Source organism: Caballeronia cordobensis (assembly GCF_001544575.2).
Lineage (GTDB): Bacteria > Pseudomonadota > Gammaproteobacteria > Burkholderiales > Burkholderiaceae > Caballeronia > Caballeronia cordobensis.
Map to the genome: position 1 here is coordinate 72,475 of NZ_FCNY02000028.1, position 20,876 is coordinate 93,350.

Below are 20,876 nucleotides of genomic sequence, written 5' to 3' on the forward strand. Positions count from 1 at the left end.
AAAGCGGCCGGCGACGGGAAACAAAGCGGCAAGCAGGAAGCGGCAAGCAGGGCGCGGGGAAGCAGTTAAACGGCGCATGACAGTGCAGTAGCGGGCGCGCCGGACGCCTTACGACCAATAAGAGCAGCAAGACCTAAGAAAAGCGAAGGACGATGTATGGCGACGATCAAAGACGTGGCAGCCATTGCCGGGGTGTCGTTCACGACGGTATCCCATGTAGTGAACAACTCGCGACCGGTGTCGGCCGACGTGCGGGCGAAAGTCGAGCGGGCGATCCGCGAGCTCGACTACGTGCCGTCGGCGGTGGCGCGCTCGCTGAAGGCGCGCTCCACCGCGACGATCGGCCTTCTGGTGCCGAACGCGACGAATCCGTATTTCGCCGAGCTTGCGCGCGGCGTGGAGGACGGCTGCGCGAAGAACGGCTATTGCGTGTTCTTCTGCAACTCCGACGACGATCCCGCGAAGCAGCGCAGCTACTTGCGCGTGCTGCAGGAAAAGCGCATCGACGGTCTGGTGATCGCGTCGGCGGGTGAGGATTCGGTGCTCGCGCAATGTCTCGCGGGCGCGCGCGAGCCGCTCGTGATCGTCGATCGCAATATCGAGGGGCTGCAATCGGACCTCGTGCAGATCGACCACGAAAAGGGCGCGTATCTCGCGACGCGGCATCTGCTGCAACTCGGGCATTCGCAGATCGGCTGCATCACCGGGCCGGTCGCCACCGCCGTCTCCGCGATGCGCCTGCACGGCTTCATCCGCGCGATGGCCGAGCGTGGCGTCGAAATTGCGCCGAACGCGATTCAGCAGAGCGACTTTTCCGCGACGGGCGGTTATGCCGCGGCCTCGCAACTGCTCGACAACATGCGGCCGACCGCGATCTTCGCGTGCAACGACATGATGGGCATCGGCGCGCTGCGGGCGGCGGCCGAGCGCCATATCAACGTGCCGACGGATTGCTCCATCATCGGTTTCGACGATGTCGAGCTGTCGCGCTACACCTATCCGGCGCTCTCGACGGTCGGGCAGTCGGTGCGCGCGCTCGGCGAAATGGCGGCGCAGACGCTGATCGACCGCATCACCGGCAAGCTGACCGGGACGACGCGCCGCCGCGTGGTGCCGCCGCGTCTCGTGCGGCGCGAATCGACGGCGGTCGTGCCGGAAGCGTACCGCGTCGACAGAACGTAACAAGCAAGGAAGCAACGATGGGCGAAAAAGCAGCGATCGGCCGCGTCACCGTGGTCGGCAGCCTCAATATGGATCTCGTCGCACGCGCGCCGCGCCTGCCGAAGCCGGGCGAGACGCTCGCCGGGCACGCGTTCGCCCAGGTGCCGGGCGGCAAGGGCGGCAATCAGGCGGTCGCCGCGGCGCGCCTCGGCGCACAGGTCGCGATGATCGGCTGCGTCGGCAACGATTCGAACGGCGCGACGCTCAAAGGCAGTCTCGAAGCGGAAGGCATCGACTGCAGCGCGCTCGCGACCAGCCCGGACGCGCCGACGGGCGTGGCGCTCATCGTCGTCGATGACGCGAGCCAGAACGCGATCGTTATCGTCGCGGGCAGCAACGCCTCGGTGACACCCGCGCGCATCGAGGAACAGCAGGCGCTGCTGGCGCAAGCCGACGTGATCGTCTGCCAGCTCGAAACGCCGGTGGAAACCGTGCGCGCGGCGCTCGCCGCCGGCCGCCGGCTGCAACGCACGACGATCCTGAATCCCGCGCCCGCCGCCCGCAAGCTGCCGCCGGACTGGTTTCCGCTCGTCGACTATCTGATTCCGAACGAGATCGAAGCCGCGACGCTTTCGGGCGTCGCCATCGATACGCCCGACGACGCACGCCGCGCCGCGCAAGCGCTGAAGGCGAAAGGCGCGCGCAATGTCATCGTGACGCTCGGCGCGCAGGGCGTGCTCGCGCTTCTCGACGGCGCCGACGAAGACGGCGTGCACGTGCCCTCGCCGCAAGTCGAAGCCATCGACACGACCGCCGCCGGCGATACCTTCATCGGCGGATTCGCGGCCGAACTGGCGCGCGGCGCGGCGGCAATGGACGCGATTGCGTTCGGCCAGCGCGCGGCGGCCGTGGCGGTCACGCGCGAAGGCGCGCAGCCGTCGATTCCGCGCCGCAGCGAAATATCCGCATAACTTTTCAATGTTCGTTGAAAAATGGCGCGTTTGTACGCGCCGTTTTCTCGTCAGACGAAATATTTCCCTCAAGTGTCACGCCTTGCACGCCGTTTACGTCGATAGCGGACGCGCGAAATTTCGCACGCACGCGCAAACGACGGAAGGGACGGCGCGCATCGGCCGCGCGGACGTCTTCGGCGCGCAAGGACTGAGTCTCTCGCGCGCTGGCCGTCAACTGGCCGGGAGACCCGCTTTTCGAGCGGCATCAGGGAAAACTCAATGAAAAAGGCTTTGACGATCAAGGCGCGCCTCGGCTTCTCGATGGTGTTTCTGGGTGCGCTGCTCATCGCGATCGGCGCGCTGGGGCTCACCGGCATGAGCCATTCGAATGGCGCCTTCCTCAACACGTACTCGGTGCAGATGCCCGCCGCGATCGCGGTCGGCAACGCGGAAATGTACGCGGCGCGCGAGCGGCTCGTGTTCGACCGCGCGGCGCTGCTCGCCGGCACGCCGGAAGTGGCGTCCACGGTCGAGCGCTCGCGCATGATGCGCGATCGCGCCGACGGCTACTGGAAGGAATACATGGCGCTGCCGCAATCGCCGGGCGAAAAGCATCTCGCCGACGCCGCGCAGGAAAAGCGCCTCGCGTTGCAGGGCATCGTCGACAAGGGCATCGCCTCGATCCTGGCGAACGATCACGACGCCATCATCGCGAACGCGAAAGCGATGCAGGCCACGTACAACGAACTCGCCAACGCCAACGACGCGCTGCGGAAGTTCCTGACCGAGGCGTCCAAAGCGAGCTACGAGGCCACGCAGAGCCGCTTCCTGTGGCTCCGCGCGCTGAGCCTGTGCGCAATCGCGCTCGGACTGGCGGCGGCGGCGTTCGCGTGGGGTTCGCTGCGGCGCGCCATCGCGCGGCCGCTCGAAACCGCGCTCGGCCATTTCGACGCGATCGCCGCCGGCGATTTGCGCCGCGAAGTGGTCGTCACGTCGCGCGACGAAATGGGGCAACTGCTCCAGGGTCTCGCGAACATGCGCACGAGCCTCTTGACGACCGTGCGCACCGTGCGCTCGGGCAGCGAATCGATCGCCTCGGCGACGCAGCAGATCGCCGCCGGCAACACCGATCTGTCGTCGCGCACCGAGGAACAGGCGTCGGCCTTGCAGGAAACCGCGTCGAGCATGGAAGAGCTGACCGGCACCGTGCGTCAGAACGCCGACAACGCACGCCAGGCGAGCGCGCTCGCGGCGAACGCGTCCGAGATCGCGGGCAAGGGCAGCGCGGTCGTCACGCAGGTCGTGACGACGATGGGCGAGATCAACCAGAGTTCGTCGAGGATCGCGGACATCATCACGATCATCGAGGGCATCGCGTTCCAGACCAATATTCTCGCGCTCAACGCGGCGGTCGAAGCGGCGCGCGCGGGCGAGGAAGGGCGCGGCTTCGCGGTGGTCGCGGGCGAGGTGCGCAGCCTGGCGCAGCGCTCGTCGGCGGCGGCGAAGGAAATCAAGGAACTGATCGATACGTCCGTGGCGCGCGTGCAGACGGGCACGACGCTCGTCGACGAAGCCGGCCGCACGATGAACGAGATCATCGGCGCGGTGCAGCGCGTGACCGACATCATGGGCGAGATCGCGGCGGCATCGGAGGAGCAGTCGAGCGGCATCGAGCAGGTGTCGCGCGCCGTCACGCAGATGGACGAGGTCACGCAGCAGAACGCGGCGCTCGTCGAGGAAGCGGCGGCGGCGGCGCAGTCGCTCGAAGATCAGGCGGGGCGTCTGCGGCAGGCCGTCGCGGTCTTTCAGGTGGCGGACGGCGCGCCGCTTGCTGCTGTCAGGACCGCAACGGCGGCGACCATTGCACCGCGTGCAACGGTGACTGCGCGGGTCGCGCCGAAGCCGGCGCCCAAAGCTGCTCCTAAACCTGCGCCGGCGGCCAGGGCAACCGCGGACGCAGGCGGCGACTGGGAGACGTTCTGAGCACGGCGGGCGGCGCGTAGCCGCGCACGGGGCAGGACGCGCGCGCGAATTCTTGCGCGCGTGACCAACGCCGATCCTGTAACCCGTACACTGAGGGAAATGCGTCACCGTTCACACGAGGATATCGACATGACCGGATCGACACTCGCCGCGAAACTCGCGGACGCCCGCCGCCGGCATCAACTGATCGAGGCGCTCGAACCCGCCGACATTCCGGCCGACGCGCCCACCGCCTACGCGATCCAGCACGAGATGCTGAAAGCGTCGGAAGCCCGCATCGGCGCGTGGAAGATCGGCGCGCGCGCGCCCGATGCGCTCGCCACGGGCGCGCCCATCGACGCCGGGCTCGTCCATGTTTCGCCCGCGCGCCTGCCTTTTCAATCTTTCTTCCGCGTGCTGGTGGAACTCGAGATCGCGTTCCGCTTCGCTTACGCGTTGCCCGCGCGCAGCGATCCTTACACGCGCGAGGAAGTCTTCGACGCGATCGGCGGTATCGCGGTCGCGCTCGAAATCGTCGACAGCCGTTTTGCGCAATGGCCCAATCTCGACCCGCTCGCGCAACTGGCCGATTCACAGAACAACGGCGCGCTCGTCGTCTCGGGCATGGAGCCTTACGACGTGGTCGCGCCGGGCTTCGACTTCCTCACGCCGCGCCTGGAATTCACGCTCGACGGCGAAAGCATCGCACCGGCCGCGCTCGGCAATCCGGCGGGCGATCCGCGCGAGTTGCTGCCGTGGCTCGTCAACCATTGTTCCCGTATGGGATTGACGGTCGAGCCATTCTGGACCATCACCACGGGCTCTTATACAGGTGCTGTTCGCGTCGATGGACCGGCGATGCTGCATGGCGCGATCGACCGCATCGGCGAACTAGAGTTGGTGCTCGCATGATGACGAGACACCCTACGTCGGGAACGGTTATTGATGATGCTGCGCGGACATCGCGGTATTGGATGTCATGAGCGTGAGTTGCGCCGCATTGGCGGACAAGAGCAGTGGATAAGTCGCGGCGAGCGCGGGGAAACGAACAGGCAGCAACGTTGCCGAGCAAGACGATACAGACATTGCGACATCGGGATGCACATTGTAGGTGAACGAAAATAACGCACCAAGCTAGGAATTCTGCGAAGCAAATGAACAACGCAAGTGCGTGAAAAAAAATTCGAAAGGGTTTAGGATGATTTCAAGCGATGTCGTTTCGATTACGCGCGTTGCGCACGGCATAGCTTTCTGACTTCGGCGAGGAGGTAGCATGGATATCTACAGCAGTTTCGCGACCCGCTTCGAAAAAACTCGAGAGGAGGAATTCTCGCTCGAAGAGTACCTCGCGCTCTGCAAAGAAGATCCTGCCACGTATGCAACAGCGGGCGAACGCATGTTGACGGCCATCGGGGAGCCGGAGCATGTCGATACGCGACTCGATCCGCGGCTTTCGCGTGTGTTTGCAAACAAGGTCATCAAGGTCTATCCGGCATTCCGCGAGTTCTACGGAATGGAGGAAGTGATCGAGAACGTCGTGTCGTACTTCCGGCACGCGGCACAGGGTCTGGAAGAGAAGAAGCAGATCCTGTATCTGCTGGGTCCGGTGGGCGGCGGCAAGTCGTCTATCGCCGAACGGCTCAAGCAGCTCATGGAACGCGTGCCGTTCTATTCGCTGAAGGGCTCGCCCGTCAACGAATCGCCGCTCGGTCTCTTCGATTACGACGAAGACGGCCCCGTGCTCGAAGAGCAATACGGCATTCCGCGCCGCTATCTGCGCAACATTCTTTCGCCGTGGGCCGTGAAGCGCCTGCACGAATACAACGGCGACATCCGCAAGTTCCGCGTGGTGCGCCGCTATCCGTCGATCCTTCGCCAGATCGGCATCGCGAAGACGGAACCTGGCGACGAGAACAATCAGGACATCTCGTCGCTCGTCGGCAAGGTGGATATCCGCAAGCTCGAAACCTATTCGCAGGACGACGCCGACGCATACAGCTATTCCGGCGGCCTGTGCCTCGCCAATCAGGGCCTGCTGGAATTCGTCGAAATGTTCAAGGCGCCGATCAAGGTGCTGCATCCGCTGCTCACTGCAACGCAGGAAGGCAACTTCAAGGGCACGGAAGGCTTCGGCGCGATTCCGTTCGACGGCGTCATCCTCGCGCACTCGAACGAGTCGGAGTGGAAGGCGTTCCGCAACAACAAGAACAATGAAGCATTGCTCGATCGTATCTTCGTCGTGAAGGTGCCGTATTGCCTGCGCTACGGTGAAGAAATCAAGATCTACGAAAAGCTCTTGCGTAACTCGTCGCTCGCCGAAGCGGTATGCGCGCCCGGCACGCTCAAGATGATGGCGCAGATGGCCGTGCTCACGCGTCTGCACGAGCCGGAGAATTCGAGCCTCTTCTCGAAGATGCAGGTGTATGACGGCGAGAACCTGAAAGACACTGACCCGAAGGCGAAGTCGTATCAGGAATATCGCGATTACGCGGGCGTCGACGAGGGCATGACGGGCGTCTCCACGCGCTTCGCGTTCAAGATCCTGTCGCGCGTGTTCAACTTCGATTCGAGCGAGGTCGCCGCCAACCCGGTGCATCTGATGTACGTGCTCGAACAGCAGATCGAGCGCGAACAGTTCCCGCCGGAAACGGAGCAGAAGTACCTCTCGTTCATCAAGGACGTACTGGCTTCGCGCTATGCCGAGTTCATCGGCAAGGAGATTCAGACCGCTTATCTGGAGTCGTATTCGGAGTATGGACAAAACATCTTCGACCGCTATGTGACGTATGCGGACTTCTGGATTCAGGATCAGGAGTTCCGCGATCACGATACCGGCGAGAGCTTCGACCGCGCGTCGTTGAATGCCGAGCTGGAGAAGATCGAGAAGCCCGCGGGCATCAGCAACCCGAAGGATTTCCGCAACGAGATCGTGAACTTCGTGTTGCGCGCGCGTGCGGCCAACGGCGGCAAGAATCCGGCGTGGATCAGCTATGAAAAGCTGCGCGTGGTGATCGAGAAGAAGATGTTCTCCAACACCGAAGAACTTCTGCCGGTGATTTCGTTCAACGCGAAAGGCTCGGCCGAAGAGCAACGCAAGCACGAGGACTTCGTCAATCGCATGGTCGCGAAGGGCTATACGCCGAAGCAGGTGCGGCTCCTGTGCGACTGGTATCTGCGCGTGCGCAAGTCGTCGTAGCAGGGTATTGGCCGGAACGGCGCTTCGTGCGCGGTTCCGGTCCCGCGCAGCGCGGGAGTTGGGCTGTCTCTGGTCGTGCGGGCGCGCGGTTTGCGTTCGGGCGGCACAGTGGACGAATTGCGAGAGAGAGACGCTGCGACAGATGCACGACGCAGGCAGCGCCTCGCTTCCTCGCCAATAACGCGGGAGACTGGATGTGCTGCACCAAATCATCGACCGCAGGTTAGCCGGCAAGAACAAGAGCATCGCCAATCGCGAGCGCTTCCTGCGACGCGTCAAGAGTTATATTCGCCGCGCGGTGTCCGACGCGGTGCGCGATCGCAGCATCAAGGACATTCAAAGCACGCAGAGCATCACGATCCCGAAGAAGGACATCTCGGAGCCTTCGTTCCGGCATGGACCGGGCGGCAAGCGCGAGTATGTCCATCCGGGCAACGCCGACTACATTCGCGGCGACAAGATTCCGCGTCCGCCGGGCGGCGCGGGCGGCGGCGGCAAGAGTGCGAGCAACGAAGGCGAAGGGCAGGACGATTTCGTCTTCGAGCTGTCGCGCGAAGAATTCATGCAGTACTTCTTCGACGATCTCGAACTGCCGCGCCTCGTCAAGACGCAACTGCTCGCCGTGCCGACCTGGAAGAACGTGCGCGCAGGCTGGGCGGCGGAAGGCACGCCGAATAACATCGATGTGGTGAGATCGCTGCGCTCCGCGCTCGGACGGCGCATCGCGCTCGGCTGGCCGCTCGCGTCGCAATTGCGCGAGATGGAGCGTCAGCTTGAACAGTTGAAAGATGAGAACGGCGACGCCGAGGAAATCGCGCGGCTCGAAGCGGATATCGTCATCATGCAGGGGCGAATCACGCGCATTCCGTTCATCGATCCGTTCGACCTGCGCTATATCAATCGCGTGAAGCAGCCGACGCCTTCGAGCAAGGCCGTGATGTTCTGCCTGATGGACGTTTCCGGCTCGATGGACGAGCAGCGCAAGGATCTGTCGAAGCGCTTCTTCATCCTGCTGTATCTGTTCCTGCAACGGAACTACGAAAAGATCGAAGTCGTGTTCATCCGGCATCACACGCGCGCCGAAGAAGTCGACGAAGACACGTTCTTCCATTCGACCGAAAGCGGCGGCACGGTGGTGTCGAGTGCACTCGAACTCATGAAGAAGATCATGGACGAGCGCTATTCGCCGACTGAATGGAACATTTACGGCGCGCAGGCCTCCGACGGCGACAACTGGACGGACGATTCGCCCAAGTGCCGCAAGCTGCTCGCGGAAGACATCCTGCCGAAGGTCCGGTATTTTGCCTATATTCAAGTTGCGCCGGAGGAGCAGAATCTCTGGTTGGAGTATGCTCAGCTAGCGATGGGCGCGCCCGAACTGGCCATGAAGAAGGTGGATTCGGCCGCCGACATCTATCCGGTGTTCCGCGAACTTTTCGAAAAACAGCAGGCGGCCGCATGACGATGCGGCATTTGCAAAACGAGACGCGCGGCTATCAGCTGGAAGGCACGGACGATCGTGCAGCTTCCAGGCTGGGGCCCGAGGCAGAGCAACGCAAGGCGTCAGCGACGAACGATGCGCACGAGGAAGGCAGGATGAATGTTTCGGAGAAGCGGCGGCCGCTGCCGTGCCCGTCGGACTGGAGCGTCGAGCTGATCGAGGAATACGACGCCGAGATTTCGCGCGTCGCCAACCGGTACGGGCTCGACACCTATCCCATTCAGCTCGAAATCATCAGCTCCGAGCAGATGATGGACGCGTATGCGTCCGTCGGCATGCCGGTGAATTATCGGCACTGGTCGTTCGGCAAGCACTTTCTCTCGACCGAGAAAGGCTATCGGCGCGGGCAGATGGGCCTCGCGTACGAGATCGTCATCAATTCGAATCCCTGCATCGCGTATCTCATGGAAGAGAACACCATGACGATGCAGGCGCTCGTGATCGCCCATGCGGCGTACGGGCATAACTCGTTTTTCAAGGGCAATTATCTGTTCCGGCTGTGGACGGACGCGCACGCGATCATCGATTACCTCGTGTACGCGAAGAATTACATCGCGGAGTGCGAGGAGCGATTCGGGCTCGATCGCGTCGAGGAACTGCTCGATTCGTGCCACGCGCTGATGAATTACGGCGTCGACCGGTATAAGCGCCCGCAGAAGCTGTCGCTTGCGAAGGAAGCGGCGATGCGCCGGGAGCGCGAGGCGTATCTGCAATCGCAGGTCAACGAACTCTGGCGCACGCTGCCCAAGGGCAAGGAGCAGTCGCAGGAGGAAACCGAAAGCCGTTATCCGCCGGAGCCGCAGGAAAACCTGCTGTATTTCGCGGAAAAGAATGCGCCGCTGCTGGAGCCGTGGGAGCGGGAAGTCATCCGCATCGTGCGCAAGATCGGACAGTATTTTTATCCGCAGCGGCAGACGCAGGTGATGAACGAAGGCTGGGCGACGTTCTGGCATTACACGCTGCTCAACACGCTCTACAACGAAGGCCGGCTCGAAGACGGCTTCATGATGGAGTTTCTGCACTCGCACTCGAACGTCGTGTATCAACCGCCGGTGACGAAGCCGTATTACAGCGGCATCAATCCGTACGCGCTGGGTTTTTCGATGATGAGCGATATCCGCCGCATCTGCGAAAACCCGACGGATGAAGACCGCGAGTGGTTTCCGGAGCTTGCGGGCAGCGACTGGCTCGAATCCCTGCATTATGCGATGCGCAACTTCAAGGACGAGAGCTTCATCGCGCAATACCTGTCGCCGCATTTGATTCGCGAGATGCGCCTGTTTTCGATTCTCGACGACGACATGCGCGACGCACTGGAAGTGTCCGCCATTCATGACGGCAGCGGCTATCGCTATGTGCGCCAGGCGTTGTCGCGTCAATACGATATTCACCACCGCGAGCCGAATATTCAGGTGTATTCGGTGAACACGCGGGGCGACCGCAGTCTGACGCTGCGTCACTTCATGACCGATAACCGCCATCTCTCGAACGACAGCGACGAAGTGCTCAAGCACATGGCGCGCTTGTGGCAGTTCGATGTCTATCTCGAGAGCGTCGATGAGAACGGGACGGTGAGGAAGCGGTTCGAGTGCAGGTATGTGGCGCCGAGCACGCGCTGATAGCTTGTTCTTAGAATAAAAAACCGGCTCCTTGCGAGCCGGTTTTCTTTACGCAGTGCCTGAAGCCCTACGAATTCATCCGATCCTGCGAGAACAAATCCCAGCTCGCCATGAAGAGCGCGGCCACGAGCGGCCCGATCACGAACCCGTTGATGCCGAACAGCGCCATGCCGCCGAGCGTGGAAATCAGCACGACCCAGTCCGGCATCTTCGTATCCTTGCCGACGAGAATCGGCCGCAGCACGTTATCGACGAGCCCGATCACGACGACGCAAAAGGCCACGAGAATCAGCCCCTTGATGATCGCGCCCGTCATGAAGAAGTAGATCGCCGCAGGCACCCAGACGATCGCCGCGCCCACCGCCGGCAACAGCGAAAGAAACGCCATCAGCACGCCCCAAAGCAGCGAGCCGCCGATACCCAGAACCCAGAAGATCAGCCCGCCGAGCAAGCCCTGAACCGCCGCGACCGCGATGTTTCCCTTGACCGTTGCGCGCACCACAGTTGTGAATTTCGCGATCAGATGAAGCTTCGGCTCCGGATCGAGCGGAATCGCCCGGCGGATGCGCCGCCCGATTTCGCCGCCATCGCGCAGCAGGAAGAACACGAGATACAGCATCACGCCGAAGCTCACGACGAACTGGAACGTGTTCTGCCCGATCGACAGCGCCTGTGCCGCCGCGAACTGGCTGATCTGCGCGGCGCCTTCCATCAGCTTGCGCTGCACGCCGCCGATGTCGTCGAGGCCGTAACGCCCGAGCAGTTGTTGCGCCGAGGCCGGCAACGCATGCAGCACATGCTGGAAGTACACCCCGAAATTCAGCTCGCCGCTCTTGATCCGCGAGTAGACGAGGGCGATTTCCTGCACGAGCGTCACCGCCACGACCGCGAGCGGAATGATGACGATCAGGATCGCGGCGGCCAGCGTCGTCAGCGCGGCGAGATTGCGGCGCTTGCCGAAGCGCGCGGCGAGATAGCGCTGCATCGGCTGAAACAGGATCGCGAGAATCGCGCCCCAGAAGATCGCGCCGAAGAAGGGCAGCAGTACCCACGCGAGCGCGACTGTCACGACGAAAAGCAGAATATGGAAAAAATTTTGATGAACGGTTTGATTATCCATTGGCAAAGCCTGTGCGGGCGGAACGGCGGACTGCGGGGCTGAATGCGGGGCTGACGTCGGGGCTGACAGTAGCAATCGCGAGGCCGGCCATGCTATCACGGCCCTTCGAACGGCTTTCTCGCTCAGGGTTCGAGCACGAATTCATTCAAGGGTTCGCACGCCGCTGGAGCCCGACCCCGCGCGTCGACTAAAATCCGGCTTCCAATCCCTTGCGGATCGCTTACCGGCCAACGGTCAGGCAAACGCGGGCGAGCGAGCCGATCGTTCGTGCGCGCCCACGTCCGCTCAACGCAACGAACAATGAATCCAGGCGTCGTCTACGCATTCTCGGCCTTTGCCATCTGGGGCCTTTTTCCCATTTATTTCAAAGCCTTGCATTCGATCGGCGCGGTCGAGATGCTCGCGCATCGCATGGCCTGGTCGATGGCCTTCCTGCTGATCGTGATGACGGCGCGCCGTCAGTGGACGTGGCTCGGCCCGGTGTTGCGCGACAAGCGCCTCCTCGCGCGCTTCGCGGCGAGCGCCGTGCTGCTGTCGGCGAACTGGGGCATTTATATCTGGGCCGTGAACGACGGGCGCATCGTCGAGGCGAGTCTTGGCTACTTCATCAATCCGCTGATCAACGTGCTGTTCGGCATGGCATTTCTGCACGAGCGGCTGCGGCCCGTCCAGTGGATCGCGGTGGTCGTCGCCGCGGCGGGTGTCGTCTGGCTGACGTGGGTGAACGGCGCGCCGCCGTGGATCAGTCTCGCGCTCGCGCTGACGTTCGGCGGCTACGGTTTGCTGCGCAAGACGGCGTCGCTCGGCGCGCTCGAAGGGCTCACGCTCGAAACCATGCTGCTCTGTCCCGTCGCGCTGCTTTATCTGTTTTTCCTGAGCTCGCACGGCGGCAGCGGCTTCGCCCACGCATCGATTGGTGTGAAACTGCTGCTCGCGGCAGCCGGACCCGTGACGGCCGTGCCGCTTTTGCTCTTCGCCGCGGGCGCGCGGCGCATTCCGCTTTCGATGCTCGGCCTGATCCAGTACATCACGCCGACCTTGCAATTGCTGATCGGCGTGGTGATCTATCAGGAATTCTTCGGGCACGATCAACTGATCGGCTACGGCGCGATCTGGACCGCGCTCGCCCTTTATTCGCTCGAAGGGTTTTACCGGGCGCGCGCGGCCCGGCCTTGAAACACCGCGCTCAGCGCAACGCGTCGCCGAAACGATACTCGCGCGTCGCTTCGTCGAGCTTCGCCTTGATCTCCGGATCGATCGGCAGATCGACGGCGGCGAGCGTCTCGTTCAGCTGATCGGGCCGGCTCGCGCCGATGATCGCCGATGTCACCGCGGGATTGTCCAGCACCCACGCGAGCGCCGTGCTCGCGAGCGAGCGGCCCGTCGGCGCGACAATTCCGTTGATCGTCTCGATCGTGTGAAATTCGCGCTCGTGCCAGTAGCGCTCGGTGTACGTCGCGCCCGCCTTGCCGACCGCGCCGGTGAAGCGGCCTTCGCCCGGCGCGGCATCGAATTTATGCTTGCCGGTCAGAAGCCCGCCCGCGAGCGGGTTGTACGGAATGACGGCAAGGCCTTCTTCGGTGGCGAGCGGCAGCAGTTCGCGCTCGATCTGCCTGAAAAGCAGGTTGTAGCGCGGCTGCACGGAGACGAAGCGCGCGGCGCGCAGCACATCCGCACGGCCGAGCGCGCGCGCGAGCCGGTACGCCAGGAAATTCGACACGCCGATATAACGCGCCTTGCCTTGCCGCACGATGATGTCGAGCGCTTCGAGCATTTCGTCGAGCGGGGTGTCGCGGTCGTCGTTGTGGAGCTGGTACAGATCGACGTAATCGGTGCCCAGACGCTTGAGCGAAGCGTCCATGGCGTCGAGCAGATGCTTGCGCGATGTGCCCTTGTGCCACGCGAGCGGCCCCATTTCATGCGCCGCCTTCGTCGCGAGAATGTAATGATCGCGACGGCCCTTGAGCCAGCGTCCGACGATCTCTTCGGTGCGTCCCGCGAGATCGTGGCCGCTGCCGAGCGGGTAGACGTTCGCGGTGTCGATGAAATTCACGCCCGCGTCCGCCGCGCGGTCCATGATGCTGCGCGACACGTCTTCGTCGGTCTGAAGGCCGAACGTCATCGTGCCGAGTGTGAGGCGCGAAACGGTGAGACCGGTATTGCCGAATTTGCGGTATTGCACGGTTGCGCTCCAGAAATCGGTTGGACCGACAGAATAATCGTTAAGCGGCGCGCTTGCCGACGCCGGCCGGCGCGGCATTGCCCGGCTTGGCCGGCGCGGAATCGAGGCGGCGGAACACGACGCCCGAGAAAAGCGTCACCACGCCCATGCACACGAAGCTCAGCCGGAAGCCCGTCGATGTCGAAAACGGCCCCTGGAACACTTGCACGAGCGAGCCGCCGATCGACACGCCGAGGCCGATCGCGAGCATCTGCACCATCGAGAAGAGGCTGTTGCCGCTGCCCGCGTCCTTGCTCGCCAGGCCTTTGAGCGTGACGCTGTTCATCGCGGCGAACTGCATCGAGTTGCAGGCGCCGAACACCACGAGAATCGCGATTTCGACCGCGAGCGGCAGCGTCGGCGAAAACAGCGCAAACGCAACGATCGACGCGCCCACGAGCGCCGTATTGACGAGCAGGAAGGTCTCGTAGCCGTAGCGCTTCACGAGTTGCGCAATCCAGCGCTTGCTGATCGTCCCGGCGACGGCGATGGGCAGCATCATCAGCCCCGAATGCAGCGGGCTGTAGCCGAGTTCGAGCTGCATCATGAGCGGCAGCAGGAACGGCACGGCGCTCGATCCGACCCGGCAGAGCAGGTTGCCGATCAGCCCGACGCTGAAATTCGGCTCGCGAAAGAGCGCGAGATCGAAGAGCGGATTGCGCTTGCGGCGCGCGTAGGGCACATACGCAAACGCCGAGACGGCCGCCAGCGCGAACAGCGCCGCCGAGACCGCGCCGCGATGCGTCTCGACCGGGCTATCGAGCGCGAGCGAAAACGACACCATGCACATCGAGAGCAATCCGCAGCCGACGAAGTCGAAGGGCGGCGCATCGTGGAGCGTGTCGTTCGGCAAGAAGCGCTGCACCGCATACAGCCCGACCGCGCCGATCGGCACGTTGATCAGGAAAATCCAGTGCCACGAAAACGACTCGACGAACCAGCCGCCGAGCGTCGGGCCGAGAATCGGGCCGACCTGGCCGGCAATGGAAATCATCGCGAGCGCAGAGACGTAGGCTTCGCCCGAGACGGCGCGCAGCACGGCGAGACGGCCGATCGGCAGCAGCATCGACCCGCCGATGCCTTGCAGCACGCGCGCCAGCACGAGTTGATTCAGAGAGTGCGCGCTCGCGCAGGCAAGCGAGCCGATGACGAACAGGGAAATCGATACGAGATACACGCGCCGCGTGCCGAAACGGTCGGCGAGCCAGCCGGAAGCGGGCGTGAAGAGCGCCATCGTGAGCGTGTAGGCGACGACGATGGACTGCATCGCGAGCGGCGCGGCGTTCAGGCTGCGCGCGATGGAAGGCAGCGCCGTGTTGACGATCGTCGTGTCGAGCGCCTGCATGAAAAAGCCCACGGCGACGATCCAGAGCAAAGCCGTGTGCGAAGAACTTTTGGTCATGAGAAAACGAGGGTGCGGTGGCCGCACCGCCAGCAGAAAGCCGTTTGAAAACAAGCGCATTGCGCGATTGATGAAATATTAATAACTTACAGCGTCATCGGGAAGACCGCTAACCACATTGACTGTCATCGGTATTAACGATCACAATGGCGCATGCTGAATCCTGTCTGGCTGAACACGTTCGCGACCGTGGCCGCGTCGCACAGCTTCACCGACGCTGGCCGTCAGTTGGGCCTGCGGCAGTCGAGCGTCTCCGAGCATATCCGGCGGCTGGAAGAGAGCGTCGGGCGGCGGCTTTTCGTGCGCGACACGCATTCGCTCGCGCTCACCGCCGACGGCGAAGCCATGCTCGTCCACGCCCGCGTGATTCTCGAAGCGATGGCGCACGCGGAGTCGCAGTTCAGTTCGCCGCGGCTGCGCGGGCGCGTGCGGCTCGGCTCGTCGGACGATATCGCGCTCGGGCCGCTGCCGAGCGTGCTCGCCGCGTTTCGCGACACGCATCCGGACGTCGAACTGGAAATCACCATCGGCATGACGGGCAGGCTTTATCAGATGGTCGATGCGGGCGAACTCGACCTCGCGGTCGGCAAACGGCGGATCGGCGATGCGCGCGGCACGCGGCTTTTTTCCGGCCGCCTCGAATGGCTTGCGAAGCCCGGCACGGTCGTCGATACGGGCGAGCCGCTGCCGCTCATTCTCGTGTCGGAGCCGAGCGTCACGCGCGGCGTCGTGCTCGATTCGCTCGCGATGACCGGCGCGAGCTGGCAAATGGTCTGCACGAGCAGCAGCCACGCGGGCTGTATCGCCGCGGCGCGCGGCGGGCTCGGGCTGACGGTGCGCTCGCATTTTCTCGCCGCGCGCGGGCTTGCACCGCCCGTGAACCGCGCGGACTTGCCCGAGTTGCCCGAGGTGGAATTCATCGCGTTCGGCGCGAAGCACCTGAGCCGTCCGGCCGAAACCTTGCTTCAGCTTCTCGAACGCAGCGACCTGCGCGGCGAATGGACCGGCGAGTAAGCGAAAGAATAAGCGGGCGAGGGCGGCAGGCCGGTTGTGCCGCCGCAACGGCCGGACGTTCCGAATGGCGGTCGAAAGACTGTTCTTATATATTGTGCGGCGTTTGAAGTAGCCGCTTTCAGGACGTGTTCCGCTTCCTCCGTATCCTTTCTTTCGCTCCGTTGCGTTTTCCGGCGTTTTTCGTCGCGATGGCGCTCGTCGCGTGCTCGAACGCCCAGGCCGCCGCGTACGTGACAAAGCATTGCGACGATCTCGAAGGCAAGACCGTGCCCGCATCGATCATCGGCCTGCCGACGCGCGGCGGGACGATCGTCTCCGCGTGGGTCGTGAAAGCCGCCGCGCCCGGCAACCGCAACGGCGAGTACTGCCGCATCACCGGGTTCATCAAGGCGCTGCAGGACACCACGCCCGATATCCGCTTCGAAGTGAATCTGCCGAGCCGCTGGAACGGCCGCGCGCTGCAGATGGGCGGCGGTGGCTACAACGGCACGATCGTGTCCGGCACCGATCCGATGCCTTTCGCGCCCGATTCGACGCCACTCGCGCGCGGTTATGCGACCTTCGGCTCCGATTCGGGCCACGTCGGCAATTCGGGGCGCGCGGATTTCGCGGGCAACGACGAAGCCATCGTCAATTTCGGCTTCGGGCATCTCAAGAAAACGCGGGATGTCGCGCTCGCGCTGATCCAGATGGGCTACGGGCGCGCGCCGGAAAAGACCTATTTCGCAGGCGGCTCCACGGGCGGGCGCGAAGGCTTCACCGTGATCGAGCGCTTTCCGAACGACTACGACGGCGTGATCGCCAACGCGCCGGCGATCAACTTCTCGGGCGTGCGGCTGATGGGCGTGAAAGTCGGGCAGGCGTCGTATGCGAAGCCGGGCGGCTTCGTCGGGATTGCGCAGCAGCGGCGCGTGTTCGAGACTGTCGTGCACGATTGCGACAAACTCGACGGCGCGGCGGACGGCATCGTCAGCAACGTGGAGGCGTGCAGAAAGCTGGAGCCGCAGATCATCGCGTCGCTGCGTTGCGCGAACGGCCAGCGTCCTTCCTTGCGCGACAGTTGCCTCTCCGATGCGCAGATCGACACGCTCCAGACCTTGCGCGACGGCGTGAGCCTGCCGTATCCGCTCGCCTACGGCGTCGATACGTATCCGGGCTACAACGTGTTTCAGGGCGTGGATTTTTCCGGCTCGCTCGGACTGGGCGACTCGCCGGTGCTGCTCAATCCGCCGACCTTCGCCGCGAACGGCTACCTCTTCGCCCAGGGCGACGCGTATATCCGGCACTTCGTCACGCGCGATCTCGGCTTCAACGCGCTCGCGTTCGACCTCGACAATCCCGGCCGCTTCAAGCAGCGGCTGACCACGCTCGCGTACACCGTCGGCGCGATGAACCCGGACTTCTCCGCGTTCATCGCGCGCGGCGGCAAACTTATCGCGATGCACGGACTCGCCGACGAAGTCATCAGCCCGAAGCAGACGATCGCGTTCTATCACGGGCTCGTCGAACGATACGGGCAGGACACCGTCGATTCGTTCATGCGGCTCTACATGGTGCCGGGTTTCCAGCACGGCAACGGCGTGTTCATTCCCGCCTGGGACGAACTCGGCGCGCTCGACGACTGGGTGAGCAACGGCATGGCGCCGGAAACGCTCGTCGGCAGCGACATCGCGCCCGCCACCAACGGACGCACGCGGCCGATATGCCGTTATCCGAACTATCCGCGCTACGTCGGCAAGGGCAGCATCAACGCCGCCGCGAATTTTCGCTGCGTGGAGCCCTGACACGCGCATAAGCGGCTAAAGCGCGTTCGCGTGCGCGCCCGCCATGCGCGGCCAATAACGCCCGAGCCAGCGCGCGATCAAGCCGCGCCGTTCGACGCGATACGACGTGAGCGACACCTCGAACGCCTCGTCGCTTTCCGATGTGAGCCACACGCGTTCGCCGCGCGACAGGCGCACCGTATCGCCGGGCTTCATCCAGTAATCGTACGGATCGCGATGACGCGTGAGCCACAGGGAACCCGCGGATACATCGCCGATACGCAGTTCGGCATCGCGCGTGAGCCGCCACGACACCATCTGATGCGGATGCACTTCGACATAGACCACGACGCGCGCGCCCGATGTGCTCAGGCGACCCGATGCGACGCCGTGGCCGACGCCATGACGCGCGAAAACTTGCGACACTTCTTCCATCTCTGCTCTCCATGATGTGAGCCGAAGACGGAAACCTTGCACGCAAAAACAAGAAGGCCCCGTCTTGCGGCGGGGCCTTCGGAATCGATTTGCTTGCCTGTCTCGCTAGCGCACACGCTCTTCCGATGACCCGCCACACATGGCGTTCATACGGTTTTTAATCGCGGCGATGGAGAAAAGGATGGCTGCGTGCATGTGTCGCAGTATCGATGGGCGCATCTGTGTTTGTCAATATCGAGATAGACTTGAGCGCATCAAAAAACTTCCGGAGGCTTGTCGTGGCTTATCTGCTGCTCGTCGTGGAACCGGTTGAACAACGTGGCCAGCGCACGCAGGAGGAGGGGCGCGAGGCGTATGACCAGATGGTGCGCTTCGCCGGCGACCTGAACGCGCGCGGCATCCTGCGCGCGGTCGAGTCGCTGAGCTCGCTCAAGGATGCGGCGCGCGTCACCGCGAACAATGGCGATGCGCGCGTCGTCGATGGCCCTTTCGCCGAGGCCAAGGAGATGATCGGCGGCTTCTTTCTCATCGATTGCGAGACGCGCGAGCAGGCCGTCGAGATCGCGGCGCAATGCCCGGCGGCGAAGTGGTGCACGATCGAAGTCCGCAAAGTCGGGCCGTGTTATTTCTGAGCGCTTTCGTGTCGATTTTTGCGTGAGTCGTTCGTCGTGGTATTGAAAACCCCGGAGACCCCTGTCATGCACAAACAGATTTTCGTGAACCTGCCGGTTCGTGACCTCAAGCGTTCGATGACCTTCTTCAAGGCGCTGGGCCTGAGTTTCGACCCGGCATTTACGAACGATGACGCCGCGTGCCTCGTCATCGGCGAGAACATCTTCGCGATGCTGCTCGTCGAGAAGTTCTTCCAGACTTTCACGGAAAAACCCATCGCCGATGCGCACAAAAGCACCGAAACGCTCGTGTGTCTGTCATGCGAGAGCAGGGCGGAAGTCGACGATCTGGTGGCGAAGGCTGTCGCCGCGGGCGGACGCGCACCGCGCGAGCCGCAGGATCACGGCTTCATGTACGGCCACGGCTTCGAGGATCTCGACGGTCACATCTGGGAGCTCGTGCATATGAATCCGGAAGCGGCGTGAGCGGAAAAGCGAAGGCGACAGAAGCTAACGATGCGGCCCGGCGGGCGATTGATGCTGTCTGGCGCATCGAGTCGGCGAAGGTGATTGCGAGCGTCGCGCGCGTCGTGCGCGATGTCGCGCTGGCCGAGGAACTCGCGCAGGATGCGTTCGTCGCGGCGCTCGAACACTGGGGCCAACCGGGCGTGGGCGTGCCGGATAAGCCGGGAGCGTGGCTCATGACGACAGCGAAGAACAAGGCGCTCGACCGGCTGCGACAGCATGCGCTGCACGCGAGAAAGCACGAGGAGTACGGACGCGATCTCGACGCGCAGGAGGCGTACGTCACGCCGGATTTCGTCGATGCGCTGGACGCCGCGCGCGAGGACGACATCGGCGACGATCTGCTGCGGCTTATCTTCACGGCGTGCCATCCGGTGCTGTCCGTCGATGCGCGGGCCGCGTTGACGCTGCGCCTGATCGGCGGGCTGACCACGGACGAGATCGCGCGCGCGTTTCTCGTGCCCGAGCCGACCATCGCGCAGCGCATCGTGCGGGCAAAGCGCACGCTGTCGGCGGCGCGCGTGCCGTTCGAGGTGCCGCAGGCGGATGCGCGCGCGGCGCGGCTCGGCTCGGTGCTCGAAGTCATCTATCTGATTTTCAACGAGGGGTATTCGGCGACCGCCGGCGACCACTGGATGCGTCCGGCGCTGTGCGAGGACGCGCTGCGGCTCGGACGGATTCTCGCGGAACTGACGCCCGACGAGAGCGAGGTTCATGGGCTTGTCGCGCTGATGGAGATTCAGGCGTCGCGCATGAAGGCGCGCGTCGACCGGGATGGTCGGCCGGTGCTGTTGCCGGATCAGGATCGCAGCCGCTGGGACCCGTTGCTGATCCGGCGCGGGCTGGCGGCGCTGAAGCGTTCGGAGGCGCTGGGCGGCGCGCGCGGCGTGTACGCGCTGCAGGCGGCGCTCGCGGCATGCCACGCGCGCGCGGCGAGCGCCGCCGACACCGACTGGCCGATGATCGTCGCACTTTACGACGCGCTGATGCAGACCGCGCCGACGCCGGTCGTGGAGCTGAACCGGGCGGTCGCGGTGAGCATGGCGTATGGGCCGGAAAAGGCATTGCCGATCGTCGATGCCCTGGCTGACGCGGCATCGCTCAGCCGGTATCACTGGCTGCCGAGCGTGCGTGCGGATTTGCTGGCGAGGCTTGGGCGCAGGGATGAAGCGCGTGCGGAGTTCGAGCGCGCGGCGTCGCTGGCGAAGAATGCGCGGGAAAAGGAGTTTTTGATGAGGCGGGCTGGGGAGATGGGTTGAGGAGGTTTTGTCGAGGTGAAAATTTAATTTTACATAAGATAAATTATCAACGTTTTGCTTGTCACAGCAAAGTAGTAGTGTCGTACTTGAGCAAAGTACAGATGTCGCACCTGAGGCGTTTCGAGGTCAAGCTA

At 63.6% G+C, this 20,876-nt stretch carries 17 protein-coding genes; 13 read left to right on the forward strand and 4 right to left on the reverse strand.

Annotation, left to right across the window (positions count from 1 at the left end):
• Positions 1–156 precede the first annotated feature (156 nt).
• From AWB70_RS34215 to AWB70_RS34245, 7 genes are all read left to right on the forward strand, one after another.
• Positions 157–1,182 carry a LacI family DNA-binding transcriptional regulator gene (locus AWB70_RS34215; RefSeq protein WP_014191324.1) on the forward strand — a complete coding sequence of 342 codons (1,026 nt, stop codon included), beginning with the start codon at positions 157–159 and terminating at the stop codon, positions 1,180–1,182.
• A 17-nt stretch (positions 1,183–1,199) separates the two neighbouring features.
• Positions 1,200–2,132, forward strand: a complete 933-nt coding sequence (rbsK, locus tag AWB70_RS34220; protein ID WP_053568087.1) for a ribokinase — start codon at positions 1,200–1,202, stop codon at positions 2,130–2,132.
• Between the two features lie 261 nt (positions 2,133–2,393).
• Positions 2,394–4,097 (forward strand): methyl-accepting chemotaxis protein, encoded by a 1,704-nt coding sequence (locus AWB70_RS34225; RefSeq protein ID WP_053568089.1) that lies wholly within the window; start codon positions 2,394–2,396, stop codon positions 4,095–4,097.
• A gap of 129 nt (positions 4,098–4,226) precedes the next feature.
• Positions 4,227–4,988: a 2-keto-4-pentenoate hydratase gene (locus AWB70_RS34230; protein WP_014191327.1), complete on the forward strand. Its 762-nt coding sequence runs from the start codon at positions 4,227–4,229 to the stop codon at positions 4,986–4,988.
• 361 nt (positions 4,989–5,349) lie between these two features.
• Positions 5,350–7,272 carry a PrkA family serine protein kinase gene (locus AWB70_RS34235; protein WP_014191328.1) on the forward strand — a complete coding sequence of 641 codons (1,923 nt, stop codon included), beginning with the start codon at positions 5,350–5,352 and terminating at the stop codon, positions 7,270–7,272.
• A 196-nt stretch (positions 7,273–7,468) separates the two neighbouring features.
• Positions 7,469–8,734: a YeaH/YhbH family protein gene (locus AWB70_RS34240; protein ID WP_014191329.1), complete on the forward strand. Its 1,266-nt coding sequence runs from the start codon at positions 7,469–7,471 to the stop codon at positions 8,732–8,734.
• Positions 8,731–10,392 carry a SpoVR family protein gene (locus AWB70_RS34245; protein WP_014191330.1) on the forward strand — a complete coding sequence of 554 codons (1,662 nt, stop codon included), beginning with the start codon at positions 8,731–8,733 and terminating at the stop codon, positions 10,390–10,392. Before AWB70_RS34240 ends, AWB70_RS34245 begins: the two co-directional genes overlap by 4 nt.
• 67 nt (positions 10,393–10,459) lie before the next feature.
• Here AWB70_RS34245 and AWB70_RS34250 read toward each other — a convergent pair whose 3' ends face one another.
• Positions 10,460–11,512 (reverse strand): AI-2E family transporter, encoded by a 1,053-nt coding sequence (locus tag AWB70_RS34250; protein ID WP_041730367.1) that lies wholly within the window; start codon positions 11,510–11,512, stop codon positions 10,460–10,462.
• A gap of 300 nt (positions 11,513–11,812) precedes the next feature.
• On the opposite strand from AWB70_RS34250, the gene rarD reads away from it, so the two are divergent.
• Entirely contained in the window at positions 11,813–12,688 is an 876-nt protein-coding gene (gene rarD / locus AWB70_RS34255; RefSeq protein WP_053568090.1) for an EamA family transporter RarD, read from the forward strand.
• Positions 12,689–12,698: 10 nt separating this feature from the next.
• Here the strand turns inward: rarD and AWB70_RS34260 are convergent, their stop codons facing one another.
• Together AWB70_RS34260 and AWB70_RS34265 are read right to left on the reverse strand one after the other, a co-directional pair.
• The gene (locus tag AWB70_RS34260) at positions 12,699–13,694 is read right to left on the reverse strand and encodes an aldo/keto reductase (protein WP_014191333.1); all 996 of its coding nucleotides are present in this window, start codon (positions 13,692–13,694) and stop codon (positions 12,699–12,701) included.
• Between the two features lie 40 nt (positions 13,695–13,734).
• Positions 13,735–15,135, reverse strand: coding sequence for a DHA2 family efflux MFS transporter permease subunit (locus AWB70_RS34265; protein WP_045451952.1), 1,401 nt, complete (start codon positions 15,133–15,135; stop codon positions 13,735–13,737).
• 153 nt (positions 15,136–15,288) lie between these two features.
• Between AWB70_RS34265 and AWB70_RS34270 the strand changes: the two genes are divergently transcribed.
• Both AWB70_RS34270 and AWB70_RS34275 read left to right on the forward strand, forming a co-directional pair.
• Entirely contained in the window at positions 15,289–16,149 is an 861-nt protein-coding gene (locus AWB70_RS34270; RefSeq protein WP_014191335.1) for a LysR family transcriptional regulator, read from the forward strand.
• A 125-nt stretch (positions 16,150–16,274) separates the two neighbouring features.
• Positions 16,275–17,933: a tannase/feruloyl esterase family alpha/beta hydrolase gene (locus AWB70_RS34275; protein ID WP_053568091.1), complete on the forward strand. Its 1,659-nt coding sequence runs from the start codon at positions 16,275–16,277 to the stop codon at positions 17,931–17,933.
• A 15-nt stretch (positions 17,934–17,948) separates the two neighbouring features.
• Here the strand turns inward: AWB70_RS34275 and AWB70_RS34280 are convergent, their stop codons facing one another.
• Positions 17,949–18,347, reverse strand: a complete 399-nt coding sequence (locus tag AWB70_RS34280; RefSeq protein ID WP_041730369.1) for a DUF2917 domain-containing protein — start codon at positions 18,345–18,347, stop codon at positions 17,949–17,951.
• A 278-nt stretch (positions 18,348–18,625) separates the two neighbouring features.
• Here AWB70_RS34280 and AWB70_RS34285 point away from each other — a divergent pair, with 278 nt between their 5' ends.
• The 3 genes from AWB70_RS34285 to AWB70_RS34295 all read left to right on the forward strand — a co-directional run bounded on the left by AWB70_RS34285 (position 18,626) and on the right by AWB70_RS34295 (position 20,742).
• On the forward strand, positions 18,626–18,979 hold the full coding sequence (locus AWB70_RS34285) for a YciI family protein (protein ID WP_053568092.1): 354 nt from the start codon (positions 18,626–18,628) through the stop codon (positions 18,977–18,979).
• Between the two features lie 66 nt (positions 18,980–19,045).
• Complete coding sequence (locus AWB70_RS34290; protein WP_014191339.1) at positions 19,046–19,444, forward strand: VOC family protein; 399 nt, start codon at positions 19,046–19,048, stop codon at positions 19,442–19,444.
• Entirely contained in the window at positions 19,441–20,742 is a 1,302-nt protein-coding gene (locus AWB70_RS34295; protein WP_053568093.1) for an RNA polymerase sigma factor, read from the forward strand. The genes AWB70_RS34290 and AWB70_RS34295 overlap by 4 nt, the downstream gene beginning before the upstream one ends.
• Positions 20,743–20,876 lie beyond the last annotated feature (134 nt).

Excerpts from the sequence above, each read along its gene's own strand:
- AWB70_RS34215 (WP_014191324.1), top strand. The coding sequence starts at position 157 with ATGGCGACGATCAAAGACGTGGCAGCCATTGCCGGGGTGTCGTTCACG.
- rbsK (WP_053568087.1), top strand. The coding sequence starts at position 1,200 with ATGGGCGAAAAAGCAGCGATCGGCCGCGTCACCGTGGTCGGCAGCCTC.
- AWB70_RS34225 (WP_053568089.1), top strand. The coding sequence starts at position 2,394 with ATGAAAAAGGCTTTGACGATCAAGGCGCGCCTCGGCTTCTCGATGGTG.
- AWB70_RS34230 (WP_014191327.1), top strand. The coding sequence starts at position 4,227 with ATGACCGGATCGACACTCGCCGCGAAACTCGCGGACGCCCGCCGCCGG.
- AWB70_RS34235 (WP_014191328.1), top strand. The coding sequence starts at position 5,350 with ATGGATATCTACAGCAGTTTCGCGACCCGCTTCGAAAAAACTCGAGAG.
- AWB70_RS34245 (WP_014191330.1), top strand. The coding sequence starts at position 8,731 with ATGACGATGCGGCATTTGCAAAACGAGACGCGCGGCTATCAGCTGGAA.
- AWB70_RS34250 (WP_041730367.1), bottom strand. The coding sequence starts at position 11,512 with ATGGATAATCAAACCGTTCATCAAAATTTTTTCCATATTCTGCTTTTC.
- rarD (WP_053568090.1), top strand. The coding sequence starts at position 11,813 with ATGAATCCAGGCGTCGTCTACGCATTCTCGGCCTTTGCCATCTGGGGC.
- AWB70_RS34265 (WP_045451952.1), bottom strand. The coding sequence starts at position 15,135 with ATGACCAAAAGTTCTTCGCACACGGCTTTGCTCTGGATCGTCGCCGTG.
- AWB70_RS34270 (WP_014191335.1), top strand. The coding sequence starts at position 15,289 with ATGCTGAATCCTGTCTGGCTGAACACGTTCGCGACCGTGGCCGCGTCG.
- AWB70_RS34280 (WP_041730369.1), bottom strand. The coding sequence starts at position 18,347 with ATGGAAGAAGTGTCGCAAGTTTTCGCGCGTCATGGCGTCGGCCACGGC.
- AWB70_RS34290 (WP_014191339.1), top strand. The coding sequence starts at position 19,046 with ATGCACAAACAGATTTTCGTGAACCTGCCGGTTCGTGACCTCAAGCGT.